Origin of the sequence: Hymenobacter sp. (genome assembly GCF_035709525.1) — a bacterium.
In the GTDB taxonomy this organism is placed as follows: Bacteria; Bacteroidota; Bacteroidia; order Cytophagales; family Hymenobacteraceae; genus Hymenobacter.
In genome coordinates this window covers 19,775-44,629 of record NZ_DASTEP010000006.1, presented here as the reverse complement: position 1 = coordinate 44,629, position 24,855 = coordinate 19,775, and the positions used below count along the sequence as shown (strand labels likewise).

Below are 24,855 nucleotides of genomic sequence, written 5' to 3'. Positions count from 1 at the left end.
AGGCTCCCCCTCTTTTTTGGAGAGGGGGCCGGGGGGTGAGGTACCCCGCGCCGGGCAGCGCTCTACCGTAAAAAATGGGTGAACGAAGTTTTTGTATTAACTTTGTAATGCAAAGTTCTTTTCAATATCCTTCTCCCGCTATGGAGTATTTCGTCAACCCCGATTCTGTGGTGCGCCGCATCTGGGGCAAGGCCGATACGGTGCTGTTCATCTTCGCCGGGGCGGCGGCCGAGTTTGCCCTGAATAAGGCCGTGGACTGGCTCTACTTCACCGGCAAGCTGCCGGCCGACCCGCTGGGGCGGCTGTTCTCGACGGTGGAGTATGCGCGGCGCATCATCTTCGCCGAGCGGGCGGCGGCCGAGCAGGCCATTGCCACCATCGCGGGCATTCACGCGGCGGTAGAGGCCAAGCGCGGCAGGCGGATTCCCGACTGGGCCTACCGCGACGTGCTGTTTATGCTCACCGCCTACTCCATTCGCGTGTTCGAGGCAATAGAGCGCCCGCTTACGGTGGCCGAAAAGGAGGAAATCGTGGACGTGTTTTATCGCCTGGGCCACCGCATGGGCGTGCCGGAGGTGCCCGCTACCTACGCCGCCTGGGCGCAGGCCCGCGAGGCGCACCTGCAAAGCGACTTGGTAGTGAGTGACTACACCACTGACCTCTACCGGCAGTACCGCCGCCACCTCGGGGCCTTCCGCTACGGGCTGGTGCTGCAAGCCCAGCGCTTCGTGACGCCGCCGCGCGTGCGGGCGCTGCTGGGGCTGGGGCGCTGGTCGTGGCTGCAAGTGGCGTTGCCGCTGTACCGGCCCACGCAGCACCTGGCCTTGGGCCGCTGGGCCCGCGCCTCGCTGATGCCCGCCCAGTACCGGGCGCAGATTTTAGCACTGGATGGGCCGGGAGCGGTAGTGGGCGCGCGGGCGCTTCAGCCACAGTAGGGCAGGCGTGCGCTGGGTAGCAAGCCGCTACTCTACTGCGGGTGCAGCAGCCCTTGGTAGTACTCAGTATCAGTTATTTCAGAGGAACGCCGTACACGGCCAGGGCAAAGTCGTAGCCGCGCTTGTCGTTCAGCAGCACGGGCTGGCGATTTTGATAGGCGCTGCCGCCGGCGTAGGTATCCTGCCGGCTCACCCGCCAAAACAGGGGTGCCGACTTGGCCGCGCCCTGCAGTTCCAGGGCGTAGCGGTGCCCGGCCTTCAAAACCACTTGGTTGTCACCGGCCAAGTCAACTTGCAAAATGCCGGCGGCTTGAGGCGTATAGCTGATGCCGTTGTCGGTACCCAGCAGGTTAGTGCTGGCTGAATACGTAGGCGCATCGGCGGCAAGGTCGGCGGCCGGCCCCAGGTCGTAGAGGGCCAGGGCTACGGGCTGCTTAGCGTCGGTGCCGAAGCCGTCGCCACCGAATAAGTCGAGGCGCGTGAGGCGGCAGTCGGCTTTCACCTCAAACGTCTGCCCGAGATTAGAAACCCCTTGCTTGTAATTGAAGCTCAGGTTGTCCAGCGCCAGCGTGGCCGGGTCGGGCATGGTGCTGAATATGGGGCTGCCGGGCCATTGCGCGGGCCGGGGCTGGGTGTTTTCGGTGAGCGTAATGCCAGGGCTGGCCGTCGGCGGCGCGGTAGTAGCCCGAGCCGCTGGCGGGCGCTTGGGCGGGGCCGGCTGGGGGCCTTTGCGGGGCGGCACGCTCAGGCCGGCCAGGGTGTGGGTGATGGGCTGAATGGTGCCGTCGGGGTTGTAGTAGAGGTACTCGGCGCACACGCTGCGCCGGCCCAGCGCGCCGCTTTCGCCGGTGGGCAGCGTGAGGGTGGCATTGTGGTAAAACAGGTACCACTGCTTTCTGAACTCGACCACTCCGGCGTGAATGGTGTAGCTGTTCTTGGCCTGCTCGGTGAGAATGCCCTGGTACGTCCAGGGGCCCGTCACGCGCGGGGCGGTGGCGTAGCACAGCTTTTCCGACATGCCCTGGTGGGCAAAGGCCGCGTAGGTGAGGTAGTAGGTGCCGCCGCGCTTGTGCAGCCAGGGCCCCTCGGTGTAGTTGGGCACCTCGATGTGCTGAATGGGCCCGTCGAGCTCGGTCATGTTGGGCTTGAGCTTGGCCAGGTAGCAGTTGGGGTTGCCCCAGGCCAGCCAGGCCGTGCCGTCGTCGTCCACGAATACGGTAGGGTCGATGTCGTCCCAGCCGTTGGGGCCGGGCGTGGTTTTGTCGGAAATGAGCGCCGAGCCGCGCGCATCCACGAAGGGGCCGGTGGGGCTATCGGACACGGCCACGCCGATGGCCTTGGCGTTGGCCGGCGCGCCTTCCTGCACGGCGGCGTAGAAATAAAACTTGCCGTTGCGCGCCACCACCTGCGAGGCCCAGGCATCGCGGGTGGCCCACTTGAAGTCGCGCACCTGCATGATGGAGCCGTGCGCGGTCCAGTTCTTCATGTCGCTGGATGAGTAGCATCGCCAGTCGTTCATATTGAACATCTGGCCTTCCTTGGCCTCGTCGTGGCCCACGTACAAATACACCTTATCCTTGTACACCAGCGGGGCCGGGTCGGCGGTGAAGACGTCGCGCAGAATGGGGTTTTCGCCCAGTTTAGGATTGGTCTGGCCGTAGCTGCGCGGGGCGCTGGCGGCCAGCCCAAGCGCCAGCAGGGCAGCCCAGCGGAAGGACTTGGCCAGGAATGCAGAACTGTTCATTTGGAAGAAGGCAAAGGGTGCGCTTGCGGCTTGATAAGCTGATACTTGCCGCTCAGGTGCATCAGGCTAAACAAGTACAGCAGGCCATCGTAGTAAGGGTCGAAGTAGCCGTCGGGGTAGGGGGCCAGCTTGTCGTTCCAGAGGGCGTGCACGAAGTCGAGGCGGTTGGCATCCGGGCTCATCAGCGAGGCCGCCGCGGAGGTGGCGACCAAACCCAGCGAATGCCGCAGCTTCTTGACCTTGCCGGCCGGCAAAATGAAATCGGGCCGCGAGCCATCCACGTTAAACTGGTCTTCATAGGTAGCCAGGCCTTTGCTGCGCAAAAAGCCCTGAAACCGCTGCGCATACTGCTGCTGCCAGTCGCGGTCTTTGCCAAACCAGTAGTAGTCCATGGCAATGTTCATGGGCACGCGCCACGAGTCGTAGCGAAAGGCGGCCGGCGCCCAGCGCGTGGTGTGAGGCTGCCCGCTAAACTCGGTGTAGTCGTAGTTGAGGCCGGTAGGTGCCGCGCAGGCGCGGTGCAAAAACACGCGCGACGTATCGGCGCAGGCGCGGTAAAACTGCTCGTGCCCATCGTGGGCGTACTCGGCCCACACCTCCATAAAAGCCGGCAGGTGGTACGACGGGTCGGTCCAGTTATACATCTCGCCCACTGGCACAAAGCTTATCTGCTTGTGCTTGGTGTTGATGAGGTTATACACGCCGCCCGTGCCATCTTTTTTCCACGAAGCATCCAGGATGCGGCGGGCCTCCTGGTAGTAGTTGATGCCCGTGGCGTTGCCCCAGCGGTTGGCCGCAAAGAGCAGGCTGGTCACGAAGTACAGCTCGCCATCCGAGGCCGGCCCCTCCGAATTGCGCTTCATGGTGGCCGTATTGATGCTCCAGGCAAAATAGCCTTCCAGCGGCCCGCTTTGGTGCTGCAAGTACTTCTTCGACCAGCGCCAGAGGCGGTCAAACACCTCTTTTTTATCGAGCTGCACGGCCACCATCAGGCCGTAGGACAGGCCCTCGGTGCGCGCGTCCTGGTTTTTGATATCCGAAACGTAGGCCATCGAGTCGCCTACCTCAAAGTACACCCGGCTGGGCCCCTCAAATACGTCGTGGTAGGCCTGGGCCACCTTCTTGTCGATATCGGCCTGGCTGTAGCCGGCCTCCCGAAACAGGTTAGGATAGGTGCCCGTGTAAAAAGCGCCCCTGGCGCTCGGTTGGGGCTGCGCGCGCTTGGCGGGGCGCTGCGCGGCGGCCGGCGCGGCCCCCAGCCCCAGCGCCAGGAGCAGGCCGGCCCCCAGCCAGGTAGTATATTTTTTCATACGGAAAAGGAAGAAGGAACGCCCTGGCGCGGTACCCGAATAGACGCCCTGCCCAGCGAGTAAGGCCGCGCCAGGGCAGGTTGTATTACTTGGCCGGGCCATTGCCCCGCGGCCGGGGCGTGTCGTAGGTAATGACGCCCTCCAGCGTGTGCATGGGCGGCTCCACGGCGGCCGGGATAGGCAGGTGGCTAAACTGCTGGAAGTACAGCAAGCAAGCGTCTTTCCAGAGCACGGCGCTGCCGCTTTGGGCGCGCAGCTTGTTTTGCACCGCCGCGAAGCGCTCGGCATCCACGTAGGGCTGCGCCCGGTCCCAGGTGCGCTGAAACTGGCGCACCTGCTGCACGCCGTGGTCGTAGTGCAAAGCCAGCTCGTCCCACAGGGTGCGGCCGCTTTTCATCTGGAAATCCCAGGGCAAGTGGTGAAACCACAGCAGGTAGGTATCGGGGCAGGTGGCGGGGTCGTTGAACTGCGAAGCCAGCGGCTCGTGGTACTGGCTCACGGCGTCGCTGCCCGTCTTGGTGCGGTCGAAGCCCACGCCGTTGGCGGCGGCCTGGTGGTAGTAGGGCGGCGTCCAGTCGGCGCGCATTTTGGGCGGGGCCCACCACGGGCCGGGGCCGTAGTGGTCATGCGTGGCCGACATAATGTGGTGCAAGCCCAGCGGCATCGAGTAGTCCACGATGGCCTCGCGGCTGGCCAGCATCATTTGCGCCACGGGCGGCAAGAATTTAGCGTTCCAGTCGGCCGTGGAAGTAGCGGGCTGGGCGGCCGCGTTCTGGAAAGTTAGCTTCAGCCACTCCTCAGCCAGCTGGGCACTTTTGGCGCTGCTGTTCCAGGCCAGCCGGCCGAAGGCGTACCAGTTGGCCTGGGCAAAGTCGTGGCCCGTCCAGTTGGTATCGAGGCCCACGTTGGACACGCCGGCCATGGCCGAGTGCGCCTGGCGGTACACGCTGCCGTTGGTGCAGCGCGCCACCGTGCTGCCGGGGCCGGCCTGGTAGGTGTCGCTTTGCAGGCATTCCTCCCACATCGGGGCCAGGTAGGCCAGGTCGATGGCGTGCCCGAGGTACTCCTGCGTAATCTGAAATTCGGGCATCACGGCCGTCTTCTTCAGTGCCCCAAACAGCGGGCTGAACGGCTCGCGCGGCTGAAAATCAACCGGCCCGTTTTTCACCTGAATGATGACGTTATCGCGAAATTTACCGTCGAGCGGCACAAACTCGTTGTAGGCCTGTTTGGCGCGGTCCTTGTCGCTGGGGCTGTACACGAAGGCGCGCCACATCACCAAGCCACCGTGAGGCCGCAGCACGTCGGCCAGCAGGTTGGCGCCGTCGGCGTGGGTGCGGCCGTAGTCCTGCGGGCCGGGCTGGCCCTCGCTGCTGGCTTTCACCAGAAAGCCGCCAAAATCGGGCACCTGCTGGTAAATTTCCTTTGCCTTGCCCTGCCACCATTTCACCACGGCCGGGTCGAGCGGGTCGGCGGTTTTGAGGCCGCCCAGCAGCACCGGCGACGAGAATTTCACCGACAAATACACCCGCACGCCATACGGCCGCAGCACGTCGGCAATGGCCTTCACGCGGCCCAGGTACTCGGCCGAGAGTATCAGGGGCGAGGCATTCACGTTGTTGAGCACGCTGCTGTTGATGCCCACCGAGGCGTTGGCGCGGGCGTATTCCTGCCATAGGGTTTGGTCGCGTTTCGTCACCACCAAGGCACTATCCTTGCGCCAGAAAATGGACTTGCCGGCGTAGCCGCGCTCCACCGAGCCGTCGGGGTTGTCCCAGTGATTAAGCAAGCGCAGCTCATACGAAGGGTTGCAAACCTCGTCGGCTACCGGCTGGCCGGTTTGCTGGCGCCGCAGCAGCTCAAACGCCCCGTACAGCAGGCCCCGCTCGGTGTTGGCCTGCACGCCCTGCGCACTCAGCCGAAACCCGTCGTGCCGGATGGCCTTGTCCTTTGTGAGTTTCAGCGTGAGGGTAGCGCCGGCGCGACCCTGCCAGCCCTGCTCCAGCTCGCGTTTGGCCGTAGCGAGCAAAGCCGAGCTTTTGGCGGGCGCCACCACCGTGACGGGTACCGCCGCGTGCAGGCGCAGCCAGAGCTGGTGGCCGTTTTCGGCGCGCAGCGCCGGCGTAGACCCCAGGAGGAGGAGGGAAAGAAAAAGCTTTTTCATGGGTGGGCTATTAGGACAGCGGGCGTAATGTCGCGGCAAGATTAAGGCATTGTTCAGCAAAGTATTTTACTGGTAATTAGCTGAACAGCCACACTGCCAGGTAAGTAGCAGCTGGACGGAAGGTGCCTTATCCGGCTGGCTGAGTGCCGCTTATTGGCCTGCTGAGAAGCAGCGCCTACCCCCAGCGCGGCCCCTGAAGAGCCGCGCAGCCTCGCCCAAAATCTTTCTGGTAGTAGCAGGCAAATCCCAATTCGTAGGGCAACGCAATAGCGCGGCGCAAGCCAGGCCGGCCAAAACTAATGAAGCAGCGCCCGGCCCCCACCCGCGCTAGCCGCCGGGCTTAATAGCAGAAGTATTATACTCAGATAGACAAGGCAATAGGCCAGAATAAAGCCCAACGAATGCGGGGCTTTCTGCGTACTGGATAGCAGGCTCCTCACGCACTGTTTTCTATCCTATGTCCCTTCCCCACGACCAGCTGCCCGATGCGGCTGGCACGCCGCCCGCGGGTGGCCCTTCGCGCCGCACTTTTCTAAAGCAAAGCGGCGGTATTCTGGGTTTTGCCCTGGCTCCGCCCATCGCAAGCCAGGCCGAAGCCATTGCCAATAAAATGGCCCCGGCCAGCCCCATTCTTTCGGGCCAGACCAACGTGAGCCTCCGCATCAACGGCCAGGTGAAAAACCTGCGCCTGGAGCCCCGCACTACCTTGCTCGATGCCCTACGCGAAAACCTCGACCTGACGGGCACCAAAAAAGGCTGCGACCACGGCCAGTGCGGTGCCTGCACCGTGCTCGTGGATGGCCGCCGCGTCAATAGCTGCCTCACGCTAGCCGTGATGAGCCAGGGCAAAGAAATCACGACCATCGAGGGCCTGGCAAAGGGTGAGGAACTGCACCCCATGCAGGAGGCTTTCCTCAAGCACGATGGCTTCCAGTGCGGCTACTGCACCCCTGGCCAGATTATGAGCGGCGTGGCCTGCGTGAAAGAAGGCCACGCCACCACCGACGACCAGTGCCGCGAATGGATGAGCGGCAACATCTGCCGCTGCGGGGCCTACCCCAACATCCTGGCCGCCGTGCGTGAAGTGGCTGGCCAACAAGCTAAAGGATAACCCAAGATGAATAACTTCGCCTATACTCAGGCCGCTTCTACCAAGGAAGCCACCACGGCCAAAGAGGCCGACAAGCAGGCCGCTTTCATCGGCGGCGGCACCACGCTGCTCGACATTATGAAGTCGAATATCGAGCAGCACACCTTGCTGATTGATATCAATAAACTCAACCTGCTGGGCATCGAAAACGCGGCTACTGGCCTGCGCATCGGCACGCTGGAGCGCATGAGCGACGTGGGCGAGCACCCGCAGGTGGTGCAGCACTACCCCGTCATTTCGCAGGCGCTGCTGGCCTCGGCTTCGCCGCAGCTGCGCAACATGGCCAGCATGGGAGGCAACCTGCTGCAAAAAACGCGCTGCGGCTACTACCGCGACACCGCGTTTCCGTGCAACAAGCGAGTGCCCGGCTCGGGCTGCCCCGCCCAGCAGGGCGACAACCGCAACCTGGCCATCTTCGGCACCAGCCCCAGCTGCATCGCCACCAATGCCTCCGACCTCGCCGTGGCCCTCGTAGCCCTCGAAGCTAGGCTGACACTGGAGAATCCGAAGGGCGCTACCCGCACCGTGCCGCTAGCTGATTTCTACAAATTGCCCGGCAACACGCCGCACATTGAGAACCAGTTGCAGCCCGGCGAGCTTATCACCGCCATCACAGTGCCGGCCGCCGCGCACGCCCGTAAGTCGCACTACCTCAAGGTGCGCGACCGGGCCAGCTACGCCTACGCGCTGGTGAGCGCGGCCGTGGGGCTCGACGTGCAGGGCGGCGTCATCCGCTCGGCCCGGGTGGCGCTGGGGGGCGTGGGCACCGTGCCCTGGCGCGTGCCCGCCGTGGAGAAAGCCCTCGTGGGCAAGGCCCCGACGGAAGAAAACTTCCGCGCCGCTGCCGCGCTGGCCGTGCGCGACGCGCAGCCCCGCGAGCACAATAAATTCAAGGTCGAGCTAGCCCAGCGCACGCTGGTGCGGGCATTGTTAGAGGTCGTTGCTTAAGAACTGATTATGGAAGCTGAACCCCAATTCTTCGACCAGCCCGGCGGCTACGTGGGCAAGCCGCTCGTGCGCGTGGAAGGCCGCGAAAAAGTAACCGGCAAGGCCAAGTACGCCGCCGAGTTTGCGCTACCCGGCCTCACCTACGGCGTACTTGCCACCAGCCCCATTGCCAAGGGGAAAATTACGGGCATCGATACCTCGGCCGCCGCCCGCGAGCCGGGCGTATTCGCCGTACTCACCCACCAGAACCTGCCCAAGCTCGCCAAAACGCCCAACGACCCGGCTGGTAAAAAAGACATCGGCGCGCCGATGGGCTTTCTGCCCCTCACCGGCGACGAGATTTTCTACGCCGCCCAGCCGGTGGCCCTCGTGGTGGCTGATACCATCGAGCACGCTACCCACGCCGCTACGTTGGTGAAAGTGACCTACCAAAAAAGCGAGCCGCTGGCTAATTTCAAGCAGCCTAAAGCCGAGCTTTTCGACCCCGAAAAGGTGCAGGATGGCAAGCAAAAGGGCCACACCCGGCGCGGCGAGCCGCAGGCCGCCTTTGCCAGCGCGCCCATTCAGCTCACGGCTACCTACAACCACCCGGTGTACAACCACAACCCGATGGAGCCCGGCTCGACCACGGCGCACTGGGAAGCGCCCGACCGCCTCACCATCTACGAATCGACGCAGGGCGTGACCCGCACGCAGTCGGCCGTGGCGGCCATGACGGGTATGCCCCGCGAGCAAATTCGCGTGATTACCAAGTACCTGGGCGGGGGCTTCGGCTGCAAGGGAGCCACCTGGCCGCACACCATCCTCACGGTGCAGGCCGCCAAGGCCGTGGGCCGCCCAGTGAAGCTGATGCTCACCCGCGAGCAGATGTTTACGAGCATGGGCCACCGCGAAGACCAGGAGCAGGTGATGCAGCTGGGGGCCACGGCCGACGGCAAACTGACCTCGCTCGTGCATACCAAGAAGTCCACGACTTCGCCCTGGGACAACTACGCCGAGCCCAACTCCAAGATTGTGGACTTGCTCTACGCCAGCCCAGCCTTTGAGAGCAGCTACGAGCTGGCGCGGGCTAATGTGATGACCTCCACCTTCATGCGCGCCCCTGGCGAGGCTCCCGGCTCATTCGCCATCGAGTGCTCGATGGACGACCTAGCCTACCGCGTGGGCGTGGACCCCATCGAAATCCGGCTGCGCAACTACGCCGACCACGACTACGGCACCGGCCAGCCCTGGAGCAGCAAGAGCCTGAAGCAGTGCTACGCCCGCGGGGCCGAGCTTTTTGGCTGGAGCAAGCGCAACCCCAAGCCCGGCGCCACCCGCGACGGCCGCTACCTCGTGGGCATGGGCATGGCCTCGGCCAGCTACCCGGTGCACAACTCGTCGGGCACGGCCCGCGCCCGCCTCTACGCCGACGGCCACGCCGTGGTGCAGGCCGGCGCTACCGACCTCGGCACCGGCACCTACACCGTAATGACCCAGGTAGCCGCCGACTCGCTGGGGTTACCCATCGATAAAGTGCGCTTCGAGCTGGGCGATACCCAACTGCCCACGGCCCCCAATTCGGGTGGCTCGGTGGCGGCGGGCACGGTGTCGTCGAGCGTGTACCTGGCCTGCCAGGATGTGTGGCAAAAGCTGATTAAAGCCGCCGTAATCGACCGGAAATCGCCGCTCTACCGCGCCAAGCCTGAGGACGTAGCTGTAGAAAAAGGCCGCTTATTCCTGAAAAAAGACCCCAAGAAAGGCGAGGCCTTTGGCGAGCTGATGAAGCGCGGCGAAATGACTGACATCGAGGGCATGGCGCAGGGTAAATATGGCTCGGGCTACGAAGACGCGGCCGCCGCCAAAAACGCCGACCCCACCCAGAAAGACCAGGCCGGCCACCACTCCATGCACTCGTTTGGCGCGCACTTCTGCGAGGTGCGGGTGGATATGGACCTGGGCACCATCCGGGTGAGCAAGTGGGTGAGCGTCATCGGCGCGGGCCGCATCCTGAATGCCCAGACCGCCCGCAGCCAGATTATCGGCGGGGCCGTTTTCGGCATCGGCTCGGCCTTGATGGAGGAAACCATCCGCGACCAGAATTTCTCGCGCTACACCAACGCCGACCTCGCCGGCTACCACGTGCCCGTGAACGCCGACATCCCCGACATGACCGTCGAGTTTGTGGAAGAGCACGACCCCCACATCAACGCGATGGGCGTGAAGGGCATCGGCGAAATCGCGATGGTGGGCGTGGCCGCCGCCGTGGCCAACGCCGTGTACCACGCCACCGGCAAGCGCCTGCGCGACCTGCCCCTGACGCCCGATAAAGTGCTGATGGCCGGGCTGAACAGCTAGTTCGTTAGTAAACGATTGTCATGCTGAACGCAGTGAAGCATCTCGCGTGGGGTAGTAACTTTTTACGTAAAGATTACTGCGCTACGCGAGATGCTTCACTGCGTTCAGCATGACATTTTTATATCCATTCACCAGTCCACCAATCCAACCATTCACCAAGATGCACCACGACCCCACTGCCACCGTTGGCCTCATTTTGCTCGCGGCCGGCTCGTCTTCGCGCCTCGCCCGCCCCAAGCAGCTTTTGCCCTACCAGGGCCAAACCCTGTTGCGCCACGCCGCCGAAGTAGCCGCCGCCTCGCCCTGCCGCCCGCTCGTGCTCGTGACCGGCGCGCTGCACGATGAACTGCTACCCGAAATTGAGGGCCTGCCCTTCCACGTGGTGCGCAACGACGCCTGGGCCGATGGCATGGGCGGTAGTATCGCCGCTGGCCTCACCGAGCTGGAAACCGCCGCCGAAACCGCGGCCTCCCCGGCCAAAATCGATGCCGTAATCGTCATGCTTTGCGACCAGCCGCTGCTCACGCCCGAGGTTATTGGCGAGCTGATTGTGCAGTTTCAGGCCACCGGCCAGCCGGTAGTGGCCTCGGCCTACGGCGGCACCCAAGGCGTGCCGGCGCTGTTCAGCCGCGAGTTGTTTCCGCAGCTGCTGGCGCTGCGCGGGGCGGCCGGCGCACGCGAGTTGTTGCAGCAGTATCAGCACCTGCCCACGGTGGATTTTGCGGGTGGCGCTACCGATGTGGATACTGAGGCGCAGTATGCTGCGCTGGGGTAAGGTCGCTACCCTAACGTGGTTACCCCACCCCCAGCCCCTCCCCTCTCCCGGAGGGGAGGGGCTGGGGGTGGGGTAACCACGCCCTACTTTACCCGCCGATACTCTACTTCCTCGTCCACGCCCGGCATGTATTCGCCCACCGGAAAGCCCAGCAGCAACACCCGCCGACTCAGCTTGCGAATTTCGTGGCCGTCGAAAGAGGAGCCGTTGCGGCTGCTCGGGCTGCTGGCCTGCAAACGGCCTTTTACCACCGTGTAAGTGCCGGTTTCGGACTGCACCACTTCCTCGCCCCGCGTCACGGTAAACTGGTAGCCGCCATCGGCCCGAAACTCGACGCGCAGGTGCGTCGTGCCCTCGGCCAGGGCGTGGTTGAGGGCAGCGGTATTGGGGTCGTTGAGGCGGTCGCGCACCGAGTCGGGCAAGGCGTTGGGCACCGTGAAGCCGATTTCGTAGGCCTCCCAGCGGCCGAGTAGCTCGGCGGGCACCTGGGCCTGGGCGCGCGCAGTCAGGAGAAGGGCTGCGGCCAAGTGCCGCCAGTAGCTGTTGGTTTTAGGGAGGATAAGGCGCATCAAGCGCCCAAGATAAGCTCCCGGCTCAGGGTAGCGCCCGCCAGGTTGCCGGCCGCTATGGCCAGCGCCAGCTGCGGCGGGGCCACGGCGCAGTCGCCGGCCGCGTACACGCCCGGCACGGTGGTGCGGTAGCTGGCATCGGTGCGGATTAGCACCTGCTCGGTAATTTCGCAGCCCAGTTGCGCGGGTAGCTCACTGGCTTGCTGCCACGGCAGGCGGGCATAGAGCACGGGCAGCGGCCAGGTGCGGCTATCGGCCAGGCGCAGGGCCGTGAGCTGGCCGCCGGTGTGCAGCAGCTCGGCCACGGGCGTTTCGACTAGCTCGATAACATTGGCTTGCAGTAGCGCGTGCACCTCGGGGCCGAAGGTGGCCGGGCCGTTGGTGAAGACGGTGAGCTCGCGCGACCAGTTGAGCAGCATTTTTACCTGATGCTCGACTTCGGGGCCGTTGTTCCAGATGCCGGTGGGCAAGTCGGCTACCTCGTAGCCGTGGCAAAAGGGGCAGTGAATCACCGACTTGCCCCAGCACTCGGCAAAGCCGGGCACGGGCGGTAATTCATCGCGCAGGCCGGTGGCCAGCAGCAGCCGGCTGGACGCGAAGGTACCGTGCGCCTCGGTAGTTACTTCAAACGAGCCATCGGGAAACCGGGTAGCGGCGGTGGCCTGGGCTTCGAGCAGCTGCACGGTGGGGTAGGCGGCTACCTGCTGGCGGGCGCGGGCCGCCAGGTCGGCGGGGGCGTCGCCGTCGTGCAGCAGCAGGTTATGGGCGTGGGGCGTAAAGCGGTTGCGCGGGCGGCGGCCATCGAGCACCAGCACCGAGCGCCGGGCGCGGCCCAGGGCCAGCGCCGCGCTCAGGCCAGCGTAGCTGCCGCCGATAATGAGTACGTCGAACATGTTTTTGAATAGGAGAGGGGCCGGCTGTTTTGCCGGGGCTCTTGATTCAAAGATAAGCCATGTTTTCTGATATGAAACAATGTTGCATATTGAGGCAAAAGCAACGTTGTAGAGACGCATACTTGCGTCTCACGTCAGGCGGGCCGAACAACGACGAGACGCAAGTATGCGTCTCTACGCCCACCTGCACCTTTCAGAAACCGCTTAGCCTGAACGCCTGCTTCCAGCTACCTCAGTCTCGGCTGGCTCTCGGCGGGGCTGCTACTTTTGAGGTGTTTCGATTTCCCCTTTCCGCGCAATGGCCGACAAACCCACCACGCCGCCCCCGGCCTACTTCCTCTCCCTAAGCCTGGAAAATGTGCGCAGCTTCGGGGCGAAGCAGACGATTTCCTTTTCGCGGGCAGATGGCCGGCCGGCGCAATGGACGATTTGTACGCTTCCCCAAATCTGTACGCTTCCCCAAATCGAGTGCCAGTGGTGAGTAGAGAAAGCAGTAACTTTCCCTACCTGACGATTGCGACATGAAAAAAGGACGATTCAGCGAGGCCCAGATTGTGGCCATTCTCCAACAGCAAGCCAGCGGGCAGACGGTGGCCCAGATTGTGCGCGAGCACGGCCTGAGCGAGGCGACGTTTTATGCTTGGAAAAGCAAGTATGCCGGGGCCAGCGTGGCCGAGCTTACCCGGCTCAAGCACCTGGAAGAAGAGAATCGCAAGCTTAAACAGATGTTTGCCGACCTGAGCTTGGAGAATCAGGCTATTAAGGAGATACTGCGAAAAAAGTAGCCAGCCCTGCGGCGCGACGCCAGGCAGCGCAGGGCTTAGTAAGTAAAGGCTGGAGCCAGCGCCGGGCCTGTACGCTGGTGGGGCTGGCACGTGGCAGCTACCATCCCGTGGCGCAGGGGCGAAACGATGAGCCCGTGCAGCAGGCCCTGCGGGCGTTAAGTGGGCGGCATCCGGGCTGGGGGTTCTGGAAGCTGCACCACCGCCTACGCAAAAACGGCCTGGTAATCAATCATAAACGTACGTTACGTATCTATCGGTCACTAGCCCTAAATCTACCTCGGCGCCTGAAAAAGCGGGTGCCCGCCCGCGTCAAGCAGCCCTTGACCGTGCCGGAGGCCGCCAATGGGTGCTGGTCGCTCGACTTTACGAGCGACGTGTTGACCGATGGCCGCCGGTTCCGCACGCTCAACGTGCTCGACGACTATAACCGCGAGTTGCTGGGCGTGGAAATCGACTTCTCTTTGCCGGCCAGTCGCGTTGTGCAGGTGCTGACGCGCTTAGTCGAGTGCTATGGCCGCCCCGCGCAACTGCGCACCGACAACGGCCCTGAATTTATCAGCGCTAAACTGAGTGAGTGGTGTGAACAGCAGGGTATTACCCTGTACTGGATTCAGCCCGGTAAGCCGACGCAGAATGCGTACATCGAACGCTTTAACGGCTCGTTTCGCCGCGAACTGCTCGATGCCCACCTATTTCGCTCACTGGCCCATGTGCGCCAGTTGGTGGACGAGTGGCGGCACGACTATAATACCCAACGGCCCCACCAGGCCTTGAATTTTATGACCCCACTCGAATTTAAACAAGCGGCTTAATCTCTGCCTACCACTGGCTTATCAGACGGGGAAGCGTACAGATTATTCTGGGGGATAATGGGGTGGGGAAAACGACGGTGTTGAAGAGCTTGGTGATACTGATGCCTATTTTCCTCTCGCCTCAAACTGAGTATGGTATAGTATCTATTATGCATCGCCCAAGGAATAATTGGAGCTTGAGAAGACATGATGGAAAAAAAGGCACTCAAGTAGAGTGTTACATACAGACACACACAGATTTGCAAGAGCAACGTAAGAAAGATGCTAGGTACAGTCAGAGATTGTTTTTTTATTATCCTGGAACAGCTATCAGGCCAGAAGATGCGGCTGATGGGGTCATTTCAGGAGGTTATGGAGGAACAAAAGATGCAGAAGGGCTTCTATGTTACGGCTACGGAGCCGGCCGCACCACTGGCAACTCCACCCTCAGCGAAACTCCCGAAACAGCCGACACCTGCGCTAGCCTCTTTGACGACCGCGCCGACTTGCTGAACCCCGAAGAGTGGTTTCTCTTTGCCGACTACCGCATGGCGAAGGACAAAGACCCACTCACCACCCAAAACTTCCACCTGATAAAAGCCGCCCTCCTCAAAATAATGGAGGAAGGCGAGGTAACCGACCTCGACGTAGCCCCCGTGCAACCCCACGGCGGCAGCCCCCGCCAGGGCGTGCGCTTCAAAACGCCCTACGGCTGGGTGCGCCTGCGCGACATGAGCCTCGGCTACCAAACGCTGGTAGTGTGGCTCACCGACCTGGCCGACAAGCTGTTCGTGCGCTACCCCGACAGCAAAAATCCGCTCGAAGAGCCCGCCATCGTGCTCATCGATGAAATCGACCTGCACCTGCACCCCAGCTGGCAGCGCAAGCTGCTGAAGTCGCTGAGCGAGATTTTCAAGAACACTCAGTTTATCGCCACCGCGCACAGCCCGCTGGTGGTGCAAGCCGCCAGCGATGCCGACGCCAACGTAGTGCTACTGAAGCGCGAAGGCGACCAAACCATCGTTTACCAAAACCCCGAAGACGTGCGCGGCTGGCGCGTCGACCAGATACTGACCAGCAGCTTCTTCAACCTGGAAACGGCGCGCTCGGTGCAAACCGAGGAAAAACTGGTACGGCAGGCGGCCCTGCTCAACAAAGCCAAGCTGACCGCCAAAGAGCGCCGCGAACTCGAAGCCCTGACCCAGGAGCTGGAAGGCCAGCCTATGGGCAGCACCAGCCCCCACGCCGAAGCCGAAGAAGCCGAGTTGCTGCGCCAGATAACCGAGCGCCTCGCTAGCCAATCTCCCGCCGGGCAATGATAAAGATTGTGCAAGGCCCCGCGCCGGCTGCGCTCAGCACCGCGGCCATCCGGGCGGCCCGGCAGCGGCTGCGGCGGCGCTACGATGCCGACCCGGCCGCGTGCCGCGCGGCTGGCAGCGAGCGGCTGCACGTGCCAGCCACGCTCTATAACGCGCCCGCCGTAAAGGCGCAGCTGATTGCCGTGCAACACGAAAAATGCTGCTACTGCGAGGCTAACCTGCTGCACGTTGGCTACGGCGATGTGGAGCACTACCGGCCCAAAAATGGCTTTCGGCAGGCTCGCGGAGCCAGGCTGGAAAACCGGGCTACTATTGGCTGGCCTATACCTGGCGCAACCTGCTGTTTTCGTGCAAGCGCTGCAATGGCGGGCACAAGCGCAATTATTTCCCGCTTGCTAACCACGCGGCTGGCCGTGCTTACTCGCACCACGACGACTACCGGCAGGAGCAGCCGCTACTGCTACACCCGGCCTTCGACGACCCGGCGGCCCACCTCAGCTTTCAGCAAGCGGTAGCAGTGGCCACTACGCCACGCGGGCAGGCAACCATTGACCTGTGCGGCCTCAATCGGAAGTTCTCGCTAGAGCGGCGGCGCACCCATTTAACTCATCTCGAAAGCCACGATTCGATGGCCGATATGGACCCCGCCACAATGTCGCCTACCGACTTGGCCCGCCAAGTAGCTAAGTGCGGGTCCATTCCAGCCCTGGTCAAGCGCATCTTACAGGCTCGTACCATTCGCAACGCGGCCGCCCTCGACCGTGCCGAATTTGCGGGCATGGTGCGGGCCAACTTTCCGCACCTGCCCACCGTCTAGCTTGCCGGCCGCTACCTTCGGACGCCAATTCTTCTCTTGCCATTTATGCACCCCACCGCTACCGCCGCGCCGGCCGTCGAAAAAGACAACAAGCGCATCACCACCGGCTGGACCTTCTACGACTGGGCCAACTCGGTGTACCCGCTCGTCATTACCAGCTCGATTTTCCCGATTTACTGGTCGAGTGTCGTCAAGGAAGTAACCAAGACCGACAGCGGCAAAAGCCCGGTTGATTTCCTGGGTTTCCAGGTGCCGGGCTCGTCGCTGTTGACCTACGCCATCTCGGCGTCGTTTCTGCTCATTGCGCTCATCAGCCCGTTTCTGACGTCGCTGGCCGACTTCTCGGGGCGCAAGAAGCTGTTTTTGCAAATATTCTGCTACCTCGGGGCGGCCTCCTGCGCGGGGCTGTATTTCTTCGAGCCCAGCACGCTCACGGCGTCTACGTTCGTGTTTATCGCGGCCACGGTGGGCTTTTCGGGCAGCATCGTGTTTTATAATTCCTACCTGCCCGAAATCAGCTCGGAGGAAAAATACGATTCGCTCTCGGCCAAGGGCTTTTCAATGGGCTACGTGGGCTCGGTTATTCTGCTAATTATTTGCTTGGTCATAAACCAGTTTCACGATGCAATAGGTATCGGTGGGGCCAAGGCGGCGCAGTTCTCGTTTCTACTCACGGGTGTCTGGTGGGCGGGCTTTGCCCAGATTCCGTTCTTCACGCTGCCTGCCGACCCCGGCCGCACCACTACCGCCGGTGCCGACGATAAAGGCTGGCTGCTCAACGGCTTTCACGAGCTGGGCAAGGTGTGGCAGCAGCTAGAGCAGCTGCCCAATCTCAAGAAGTTTTTGCTGGCCTACTTCACCTACAACATGGGCGTGCAAACAGTAATGTACGTGGCCACGCTCTTCGGCACCGACGAGCTGCATTTGCCCGAGCAGGCGCTCATTATCACCATCTTGCTGCTGCAAGTGGTGGCCATCGCGGGCGCTTATTTGTTTGCCAGGCTCTCCGAGCGCATCGGCAATACCCGGGCTTTGTCGTGGTCGGTGATTATCTGGATGTTCATTTGCATCGCGGGCTACTTCGTGCAGGCCGGCTGGAGCTTCTACGCCCTGGCCTCGGTCATCGGCCTCACGATGGGCGCTATCCAAAGCCTGTCGCGCAGCACGTATTCCAAGATTATCCCCGAAAACACGCCTAACACGGCGGCGTTTTTCAGCTTTTTCGACGTCACCGAAAAGCTGAGCATCGTGATTGGCACGGCCGTGTACGGGGCCATCGCCCAGGTTACGGGTTCGATGCGCTACAGCATTCTGGCGCTCATCGTGTTTTTCGCGCTGGGGCTGGTATTCTTGCTGCGCCTGCGGGGCAAAAAGCTGCGTGAAGAGCCAGCCAGCGGCAGCATCCTACCCCCGCCGCCCGCCTCGGCTGCCGCCAGCACCCCCGAAACCCGCCGCTAAAACTCCGACCTTTGCCTCATGATTCACCCTCCCCAACCCAACCTGCAAACCGCGCTCGGCCACGAGCTGCGGCACGAGCTAGCCATTACGCGCCGCGTGCTTGAGCGCGCCCCCACCGAGCAATTTGGCTGGCGGCCCCACGCCAAAAGCATGACGCTGGGCACGCTGGCCGGCCACATGGCCAACCTCATCAGCTTTCTGGAAATCTCGCTGCAAGGCTCGTCGTTCGACGTGGTGACGGGCAAGCGGGGCGATAACCCCACTACCACCGCCGACGTGCTGGCCCGCTTCGACCTCAACGCCGAAAACCTGCACAAGGCCCTGGCCGATGTAAGCGACGAGGCTTTTCACGATATCTGGAGCCTCACGCACGGCGACAAAACGCTGCTGTCCATTCCCCGCACGGCCGTGGTGCGCACCATGGTGCTCAACCACCTCATCCACCACCGCGGCCAGCTCAGCGTGTACCTGCGCCTGCTCGACATCGCGGTGCCCGCCATCTACGGCAACTCGGCCGACGAGGGGCCGCAGGGGTAGTAGGTAGTACCATACAGCTGTCATGCTGACGAAGGAAGCATCTTATCAGGATAGAATCTGCCCTGATAAGATGCTTCCTTCGTCAGCATGACAGTTTCTATTTGCGCGCAAACACGCGCCGGCCGCCTATCCACGTCTGCTGCACGGGCGCGTTGCGCAATTGCTCGTTGGGCGCGGTCAGCAGGTCGGTTTTCAGTACTACAAAATCGGCCAGCATCCCGGGCTTTATCTGGCCTTTGCGCTTATCCTCAAAGGAGGCGTGGGCGGCCCAGGTAGTCATGCCGCGCAGGGCCTGCTCGCGGGTGAGGGCGTTGCTCATCTGGAAGCCGCCGGCGGGGTAGTTCTTCGCATCCTGCCGGGCCACGGCAGCGTGGTAGCCATAGAGCGGGTTGATGTCCTCGACGGGAAAATCGGAGCCCAGCGCCACCTGACCGTACTGCTTCAGCAATTCCTGGTAGGCGTAGGCAGTGGCCAGGCGCTTGGCTCCCAGGCGCTCGCCGGCCCAGTACATATCGGAGGTAGCGTGGGTGGGCTGCACCGAGGGCACAATGTGGTACTGGCCAAACTTGGGCATGTCCTGCGGGCTCACCACCTGCGCGTGCTCGATGCGCCAGCGCCGGTCGGGCTGGCCCTGGATGGCTGCGCCATAGATATCGAGCAGCAGCCGGTTGCTGGAGTCGCCGATGGCGTGGGTGTTCATCTGAAACTTGGTGGCCGCCAGCTCTTTGGCCAGGCTGCGGTAGTAGCCAGGGTTTTGTAATAAAAAGCCCGCCTCGTGCGGCCGGTCGGTGTAGGGGGCCAGCAGCGAGGCACCCCGCGAACCCAGCGCGCCATCGGCATACACCTTGAAGGAGCAGATGGTGAGGTTGTCGCTGAAATACGGGCCTTTGGGCAGGTAGTACGCCTTGTTTTCGGGCGTGGGGTTGAGCATGGTGTAGAGGCGCAGGTGCAGCTTCTTTGCCTGTTGCAGCGCGGCCATCCGCTCAATGTCTTCGCGGTTGAGGCCGGCATCGGCAAGGCTGGTGAGGCCCACGGCCAGGCAGTTTTGCTGGCCTTGCAGCAGGGCGGCGTCGGCCTCGGCGGGGCTGGGCTCGGGGATTTTAGTTGCCACGAGCTTCACGGCATTATCGACGAGCAGGCCGGTGAGGCGGCCATGCGCGTCGCGCCCAATCACGCCGCCGCTAATGGGCGTGCCCGCCGTAATACCCGCCAGGTCGAGCGCCTTTTGGTTGACCAAGGCCGCGTGGCCATCGACCCGGATGATAAAAACCGGCACGCTGGGAAACAGCGCGTCGAGCGTGTCCTTGGTGGGGAAGCGCCGGCCGGGCCAGTCGTTCTGGTCCCAGCCCCGGCCGGTGAGCCAACTCGCGCCCGGCTGCTGTTGGCGGTGCGCCGAGAGGCGGCCCACTGTCTCAGCCCACGAGTTGGCCCCCACGAGGTTGGCCGAGCGCAGCCCCAGCGAGTAGCGGTAGAAGTGGCAGTGCGCGTCGTAAAAGCCGGGGTAGATAAACTGCCCACCCGCGTCCACGGTTTGCGTGGCCTGGTAGCGCTGCTGTAAGTCGGTCGTAGTGCCCACGGCCACAAAGTGCCCATCGCGCACGGCAAAAGCCTGAGCCTTACTGAAAGTAGAATCGACAGTATACACTGTCGCATTGGTCACGAGCAAGTCAACGGCCTCACGCTGAGGCTGGCAGCTAGCCAAAGCAACGGCAAATCCCACAGCCAGGGTACTGCCAAGTTTATAAAAAGGATGCATAGTACAAAAGAGTATGCAAAGTTCAGAAAGGAACCCGGTGAACAAAGCTAAGCCCGTTCCTCGCTGAAGAACGGGCTCGCCGAAACACCCACAGGCCAGTCAGCTTGCGTAGCAAGCGTATCCGTTAAATCCTGAAAATCCGTTTGAATCTGCGGTCTACTCGAATTTCATGTGCTTCACCGACTCGCCCGAGTTCTTCAACTCCAGCAGCGACTCGATGCCAATTTCGAGGTGCTTCTTCACAAAGTTGGCCGTCACCTTCGAGTCCGACTCGGAAGTTTTCACGCCCTCGGGCGTCATGGGGTTGTCGCTCACGAGCAGCAGCGCGCCGTGCGGAATGTCGTTCATAAAGCCCACCACGAAGATGGTCGCCGTTTCCATGTCCACGGCCAGGGCGCGCACGCGCTTGAGGTAGTCCTTAAACTCCTGGTCGTGCTCCCACACACGGCGGTTGGTGGTGTACACGGTGCCGGTGTAGTAGTCGAGCTCGTGCTTCTTAATCATCGACGAAACAGCGCGCTGCAAGCGGAACGAGGGCAGGGCCGGAATCTCTTTCGGCAGGTAGTCGTCCGAGGTACCGTCGCCCCGGATGGCCGCGATGGGCAGTACCAGGTCGCCGAGCTTGGTCTTTTTCAGGCCGCCGCACTTGCCCAGGAACAGGGCCGCTTTGGGCTTGATGGCCGACAGCAAGTCCATGACCGTGGCTGCCATCGGCGAGCCCATGCCGAAATTGATGATGGTGATGCCGCCCGAGGTAGCCGACTGCATGGGCTTGTCGGTGCCACGCACCTCCACGCCAAATTGCTCGGCAAACATGTACACGTAGTTGCTGAAGTTGGTGAGCAGGATGTACTGCCCAAACTCGTTCAGCGCCACGCCCGTGTAGCGTGGCAGCCAGTTATTTACGATGTCTTCTTTGGTCTTCATATGTAGTGATTTGTGCTTAGGTGATGGTGCTTAGGTGATGGTAAGAAGGCTTTCGTCAGTAGGAGCTAGCTGCAAGTTGGTGTATAATAGGAAAGTCCTAAGCACTAGGCACAAACAACTAAGCATTAAACTGAAAAAGCCGCCTACCCGGTGGGGTATGGCGGCGCGAGGGGTTCGAAACCCCGGCGAAATGCGACGGCCAAACCCATACCTTTGGAGGTGATGCAAGCGTTGGACCTGCCGCCTTTCGACCACAAAATTAGGCAAAATTCTGCAAACATTCCCGAAATCTGGGATGAGCTGCGCCGCAAGTACGTAGCGCTGACCCCCGAAGAGTGGGTGCGCCAGCACGTAGCGCAGTATTTAATGATGCACCTGGGCTACCCCCGCGGCCTCTTGAGCCTGGAGCGCGGCCACCGCTACAACCAGCGCCAGAAGCGCACCGACCTCGTGGCCCTCGGCCCCGACGGCCGCCCGCTGCTGCTGGTAGAATGCAAGCGCCCCACGGTGCCCATCACGCCCGCTGTGGCCCAGCAGGTGGCTACCTATAACCAGACCATGCGCGCGCCTTACCTGCTGGTCACGAATGGCTTGATACACTATTGCTGGCGCGTCGATTTTGAGCGTGGGGTAAATGAGCGGCTGGCTGAAATCCCGACTTATGCCGAAGCGGTGGGCTAAGTAACCTAAGTTGCGGCCTGGCAGTACCAGCCCCAGCGGGGCGACCCGTCGGTAGTAATCCCCGCGCAAAAGAAGTAAAAGCCCCGTAGGGGCGACCCAACTAGTTGAGTGGGTCGCCCCTACGGGGCTTTCATATGTCAGCGCCACATTATTTTCTACCGACGGGTTGCCCCGCTGGGGCTAGTATTAAAAAAGCCTGGCCGCGCCAGCGCAGCCGGGTTTCATCTAACTAAATCAACTACAGTTGATAAGTCGCTTTCAAAAACTGCTCCGCCGTTTCGGGCTGGCGGCCGAGTAGTTTTTCCAGGTCGGTGGCGGGGAAATCAAATTCGCCTTGCTCGATAGCCACGCAGAAGCCAGCCGTCATTTCGATGATTCCGGCGGGCACGCCGGCGGCCGCCAGCGCCGAGCCGAAGGCTTCCGCATCGGGTGATGCGTACTGAATTTGCTTGCCCGACAAGTCGCTCAGTATCTTGGCAATGTCGTGGAACGAATACGACGTGTCGTTGCTGATGTCATACGACTGGTTTTCGTGGCCGGTGCCGGTGAGCACGGCCGCCCCGGCCGCGCCCATGTCGGCGCGGCTGGCGTAGGGAACTTTACCTTCCTTGGCCGGCAGGTAGATGGTGTTGGTATCGAGCACCGGGCCCATGAAGAGCGGCAACACGTCGAGGTAAAGCGCGTTTTTGAGGATGGTATAAGTCAGGCCCGATTCTTTGAGCAGCTTTTCGGTGGCCAGGTGCGCCTCGGCTACGAAAGCTGCGGCCGACGAGCCATCCTCCGTTTTGCGCTGAAAGCTGGTGTACACGACGTGCTGCACGCCGGCTTCCTTGGCGGCATTAATAGCGTTGGTGTGCTGCGGCACGCGGTTGGGAATGTCGTTGCCCGACACCAGAAACAGCTTGTCAACGCCCTGAAAAGCAGTCACGAGCGAAGCGTAGTCGTTGTAGTCGCCCTGCTTCACGGTCACGCCCTGCGCTTGCAGGGCGGCGGCTTTGGCGGGGTCGCGCACCAGCACCGAAATATCGCCGGGGCTGACGGTTTTCAGCAGGTTTTCAACTACGGCCTTGCCGAGGCCGCCGGTAGCGCCTGTTACGAGAATTTTGCTCATGGTAAAGTAGAAAGGGTAGGGGCACCGAGCCCCGGTTTGATGGAAGAGTGGCACCGGCCGGGCAATAGCGCACTGGCCCGATGACGATACAAAGGTCGTTACCTTTGCTTACCAAAAGTGAGCAGCTACCTCCAGGTAAGCGCTCACCTCCACGTAACCACCCCAACTATGCCACCCACCAGCATGGGCCACTGCCTCACCACCCTACCTTCGCTGCGCGACGCCCTCGACGTGGTGAGCGGCAAATGGAAACTCCTGATACTAGTGGCGCTGGCCACCGGCCACCAGCGCTTTCGCGACATCGAGCGTAGCGTGCCAGGCATTTCCTCCAAAGTGCTGGCCAAAGAGTTGAAAGACTTGGAGCAGCACCAGCTCATCCAGCGCACCGTGCAGGAAGGCCCGCCCGTGCTCGTCACCTACGAGGTGCTGCCCTATGCCGACACGCTCGACCCCGTCATTTTTGCCCTGCGTGAGTGGGGGCTCAACCACCGCCGCAAGATTATGGGCGCTGGCAGCGAGGCCTAAAAAAGGCCCGCCGGACGAGCGTCCGGCGGGCCTTAAAGTTGCGCGGCCTTTGTAGTCCGCGTCTGGTTGCACGCTAGCAAACGCGGACTACAAAGTCCGCGCTACACGCTATACCGCCGCGCCTTCCAGCACGGTTTCTACGTCTACCAGCGGCAGGTTCCAGGCGTCGGCCACGCCTTTGTACACCACCTCGCCGTGCACCACGTTGAGGCCGAGGCGCAGGGCCTCGTCGCGGCGGCAGGCTTCCTGCCAGCCCAGGTTGGCGAGCTTCACGGCGTAGGGCAGGGTAGCGTTGGTGAGGGCCAGGGTGCTGGTGTAGGGCACCGCGCCGGGCATGTTGGCCACGCAGTAGTGCACCACGTCGTCGATGATGAAGGTCGGGTTTTCGTGGGTCGTGGGCTTGCAGGTTTCGATGCAGCCGCCCTGGTCCACGGCCACGTCTACGAGCACGGTGCCGGGGCGCATGGTTTTGAGCATGTCGCGGGTGATGAGGTGCGGGGCTTTCGCGCCCGGAATCAGCACCGCGCCCACCACGAGGTCGGTGGTTTTGATGGCTTCGCGGATGTTGTACTCGTTGGAGTACTGCGTCACCACGTTTTTGGGCATGAAGTCGTCGAGCTCGCGCAGGCGGTTGAGGTTGATGTCCATCACCGTCACCTGCGCGCCGAGGCCGGCGGCCACCTTGGCGGCCTGCGTGCCCACGATGCCGGCACCCAGCACGAGCACGTGCGCGGGCTTCACGCCGGGCACGCCACCCAGCAAGATGCCGCGGCCTTTCAGCGGCTTCTCCAGGTACTTGGCGCCTTCCTGCGGGGCCATGCGGCCGGCTACTTCGCTCATCGGGATGAGCAGCGGCAGCGCCCGTGAGGGGAGCTCCACGGTCTCATACGCGAGGCACACGGCCTTGCGCGCTATCATGGCGTGGGTCAGCTCCTCGCCGCTGGCGAAGTGGAAGTACGTGAACAGCAGCTGGTTTTCCTTGATGAGCGGGTACTCCTCGGCAATCGGCTCCTTTACCTTGATTATCATTTCCGACTGCTTGTACACGTCGGCAATGGTGGGCAGCAGCGTGGCGCCGGCCGCCTCGTACTCGCTGTCGGCAAAGCCCGAGCCTTCGCCCGCGCTGGCTTGCACGAACAGCGAGTGGCCGTGCTTGCGCAGCTCGGCCACGCCGGCGGGCGTGAGGCCCACGCGGTTTTCATTGTTTTTGATTTCCTTCGGAACGCCGATAATCATGAGGTAGGAGGAGAGAAGTGGATTAAAATCTCGCCGCAAAGATACGCCCGGGCGTTGCGCGGACTTTGCAGTCCGCGTCGGTGGGCG

Annotated in this window: 22 protein-coding genes; 13 read left to right on the top strand and 9 right to left on the bottom strand. The window is 62.4% G+C overall.

The features are described from left to right. Positions 1-140 precede the first annotated feature (140 nt). Positions 141-935 carry an oxygenase MpaB family protein gene (locus VFO93_RS00570; RefSeq protein ID WP_325132351.1) on the top strand — a complete coding sequence of 265 codons (795 nt, stop codon included), beginning with the start codon at positions 141-143 and terminating at the stop codon, positions 933-935. Between the two features lie 73 nt (positions 936-1,008). On the opposite strand, the gene VFO93_RS00565 is transcribed toward VFO93_RS00570, so the two are convergent. The 3 genes from VFO93_RS00565 to VFO93_RS00555 all read right to left on the bottom strand — a co-directional run bounded on the left by VFO93_RS00565 (position 1,009) and on the right by VFO93_RS00555 (position 6,153). After that, positions 1,009-2,679: a glycoside hydrolase family 43 protein gene (locus VFO93_RS00565; RefSeq protein ID WP_325132350.1), complete on the bottom strand. Its 1,671-nt coding sequence runs from the start codon at positions 2,677-2,679 to the stop codon at positions 1,009-1,011. Next, positions 2,676-3,989: a glycosyl hydrolase family 8 gene (locus VFO93_RS00560; protein ID WP_325132349.1), complete on the bottom strand. Its 1,314-nt coding sequence runs from the start codon at positions 3,987-3,989 to the stop codon at positions 2,676-2,678. The genes VFO93_RS00565 and VFO93_RS00560 overlap by 4 nt, the downstream gene beginning before the upstream one ends. An 85-nt stretch (positions 3,990-4,074) precedes the next feature. Further along, entirely contained in the window at positions 4,075-6,153 is a 2,079-nt protein-coding gene (locus tag VFO93_RS00555; protein WP_325132348.1) for an alpha-glucuronidase, read from the bottom strand. Positions 6,154-6,610: 457 nt separating this feature from the next. On the opposite strand from VFO93_RS00555, the gene VFO93_RS00550 reads away from it, so the two are divergent. The 4 genes from VFO93_RS00550 (at position 6,611) to VFO93_RS00535 (ending at position 11,363) form a co-directional block, all read left to right on the top strand. Then, positions 6,611-7,264: a (2Fe-2S)-binding protein gene (locus tag VFO93_RS00550; protein WP_325132347.1), complete on the top strand. Its 654-nt coding sequence runs from the start codon at positions 6,611-6,613 to the stop codon at positions 7,262-7,264. Positions 7,265-7,270: 6 nt separating this feature from the next. Continuing rightward, the gene (locus tag VFO93_RS00545; RefSeq protein ID WP_325132346.1) at positions 7,271-8,251 is read left to right on the top strand and encodes a xanthine dehydrogenase family protein subunit M; all 981 of its coding nucleotides are present in this window, start codon (positions 7,271-7,273) and stop codon (positions 8,249-8,251) included. A 9-nt stretch (positions 8,252-8,260) separates the two neighbouring features. Further along, positions 8,261-10,588 carry a xanthine dehydrogenase family protein molybdopterin-binding subunit gene (locus tag VFO93_RS00540; RefSeq protein ID WP_325132345.1) on the top strand — a complete coding sequence of 776 codons (2,328 nt, stop codon included), beginning with the start codon at positions 8,261-8,263 and terminating at the stop codon, positions 10,586-10,588. A gap of 160 nt (positions 10,589-10,748) precedes the next feature. Then, on the top strand, positions 10,749-11,363 hold the full coding sequence (locus tag VFO93_RS00535; RefSeq protein WP_325132344.1) for a nucleotidyltransferase family protein: 615 nt from the start codon (positions 10,749-10,751) through the stop codon (positions 11,361-11,363). A gap of 83 nt (positions 11,364-11,446) precedes the next feature. On the opposite strand, the gene VFO93_RS00530 is transcribed toward VFO93_RS00535, so the two are convergent. Beyond that, positions 11,447-11,932, bottom strand: a complete 486-nt coding sequence (locus VFO93_RS00530; protein WP_325132343.1) for a hypothetical protein — start codon at positions 11,930-11,932, stop codon at positions 11,447-11,449. Further along, a complete protein-coding gene (locus tag VFO93_RS00525) occupies positions 11,932-12,825 on the bottom strand; it encodes an NAD(P)/FAD-dependent oxidoreductase (RefSeq protein ID WP_325132342.1) in 894 nt (297 codons plus the stop codon). The genes VFO93_RS00530 and VFO93_RS00525 overlap by 1 nt, the downstream gene beginning before the upstream one ends. A 521-nt stretch (positions 12,826-13,346) precedes the next feature. Here VFO93_RS00525 and VFO93_RS00520 point away from each other — a divergent pair. The 6 genes from VFO93_RS00520 (at position 13,347) to VFO93_RS00495 (ending at position 18,532) form a co-directional block, all read left to right on the top strand. Then, a protein-coding gene (locus VFO93_RS00520) for an IS3 family transposase (protein WP_325132341.1) occupies positions 13,347-14,422 on the top strand; the annotation gives its coding sequence in 2 pieces (ribosomal slippage) (positions 13,347-13,599 and positions 13,599-14,422; 1,077 coding nt in all). Positions 14,423-14,907: 485 nt separating this feature from the next. Beyond that, positions 14,908-15,720: an AAA family ATPase gene (locus VFO93_RS00515; protein WP_325132340.1), complete on the top strand. Its 813-nt coding sequence runs from the start codon at positions 14,908-14,910 to the stop codon at positions 15,718-15,720. Beyond that, a complete protein-coding gene (locus VFO93_RS00510; protein WP_325132339.1) occupies positions 15,717-16,235 on the top strand; it encodes a hypothetical protein in 519 nt (172 codons plus the stop codon). The genes VFO93_RS00515 and VFO93_RS00510 overlap by 4 nt, the downstream gene beginning before the upstream one ends. 2 nt (positions 16,236-16,237) lie before the next feature. Then, on the top strand, positions 16,238-16,537 hold the full coding sequence (locus VFO93_RS00505) for a hypothetical protein (RefSeq protein WP_325132338.1): 300 nt from the start codon (positions 16,238-16,240) through the stop codon (positions 16,535-16,537). A gap of 45 nt (positions 16,538-16,582) precedes the next feature. Then, positions 16,583-17,995, top strand: coding sequence for an MFS transporter (locus VFO93_RS00500; RefSeq protein ID WP_325132337.1), 1,413 nt, complete (start codon positions 16,583-16,585; stop codon positions 17,993-17,995). 18 nt (positions 17,996-18,013) lie between these two features. Next, a complete protein-coding gene (locus tag VFO93_RS00495; RefSeq protein WP_325132336.1) occupies positions 18,014-18,532 on the top strand; it encodes a DinB family protein in 519 nt (172 codons plus the stop codon). A 97-nt stretch (positions 18,533-18,629) separates the two neighbouring features. Here the strand turns inward: VFO93_RS00495 and VFO93_RS00490 are convergent, their stop codons facing one another. Next, a complete protein-coding gene (locus tag VFO93_RS00490) occupies positions 18,630-20,192 on the bottom strand; it encodes an amidohydrolase (protein WP_325132335.1) in 1,563 nt (520 codons plus the stop codon). A gap of 252 nt (positions 20,193-20,444) precedes the next feature. Beyond that, positions 20,445-21,215: an AMP nucleosidase gene (locus VFO93_RS00485; RefSeq protein ID WP_325132334.1), complete on the bottom strand. Its 771-nt coding sequence runs from the start codon at positions 21,213-21,215 to the stop codon at positions 20,445-20,447. Positions 21,216-21,437: 222 nt separating this feature from the next. On the opposite strand from VFO93_RS00485, the gene VFO93_RS00480 reads away from it, so the two are divergent. After that, on the top strand, positions 21,438-21,896 hold the full coding sequence (locus VFO93_RS00480; protein WP_325132352.1) for a type I restriction enzyme HsdR N-terminal domain-containing protein: 459 nt from the start codon (positions 21,438-21,440) through the stop codon (positions 21,894-21,896). Between the two features lie 238 nt (positions 21,897-22,134). On the opposite strand, the gene VFO93_RS00475 is transcribed toward VFO93_RS00480, so the two are convergent. Further along, entirely contained in the window at positions 22,135-23,007 is an 873-nt protein-coding gene (locus VFO93_RS00475; RefSeq protein ID WP_325132333.1) for an SDR family oxidoreductase, read from the bottom strand. Between the two features lie 168 nt (positions 23,008-23,175). Between VFO93_RS00475 and VFO93_RS00470 the strand changes: the two genes are divergently transcribed. Next, positions 23,176-23,532 carry a helix-turn-helix domain-containing protein gene (locus VFO93_RS00470; RefSeq protein WP_325132332.1) on the top strand — a complete coding sequence of 119 codons (357 nt, stop codon included), beginning with the start codon at positions 23,176-23,178 and terminating at the stop codon, positions 23,530-23,532. A 108-nt stretch (positions 23,533-23,640) separates the two neighbouring features. On the opposite strand, the gene ald is transcribed toward VFO93_RS00470, so the two are convergent. Next, positions 23,641-24,768 (bottom strand): alanine dehydrogenase, encoded by a 1,128-nt coding sequence (gene ald, locus VFO93_RS00465; RefSeq protein ID WP_325132331.1) that lies wholly within the window; start codon positions 24,766-24,768, stop codon positions 23,641-23,643. Positions 24,769-24,855 lie beyond the last annotated feature (87 nt).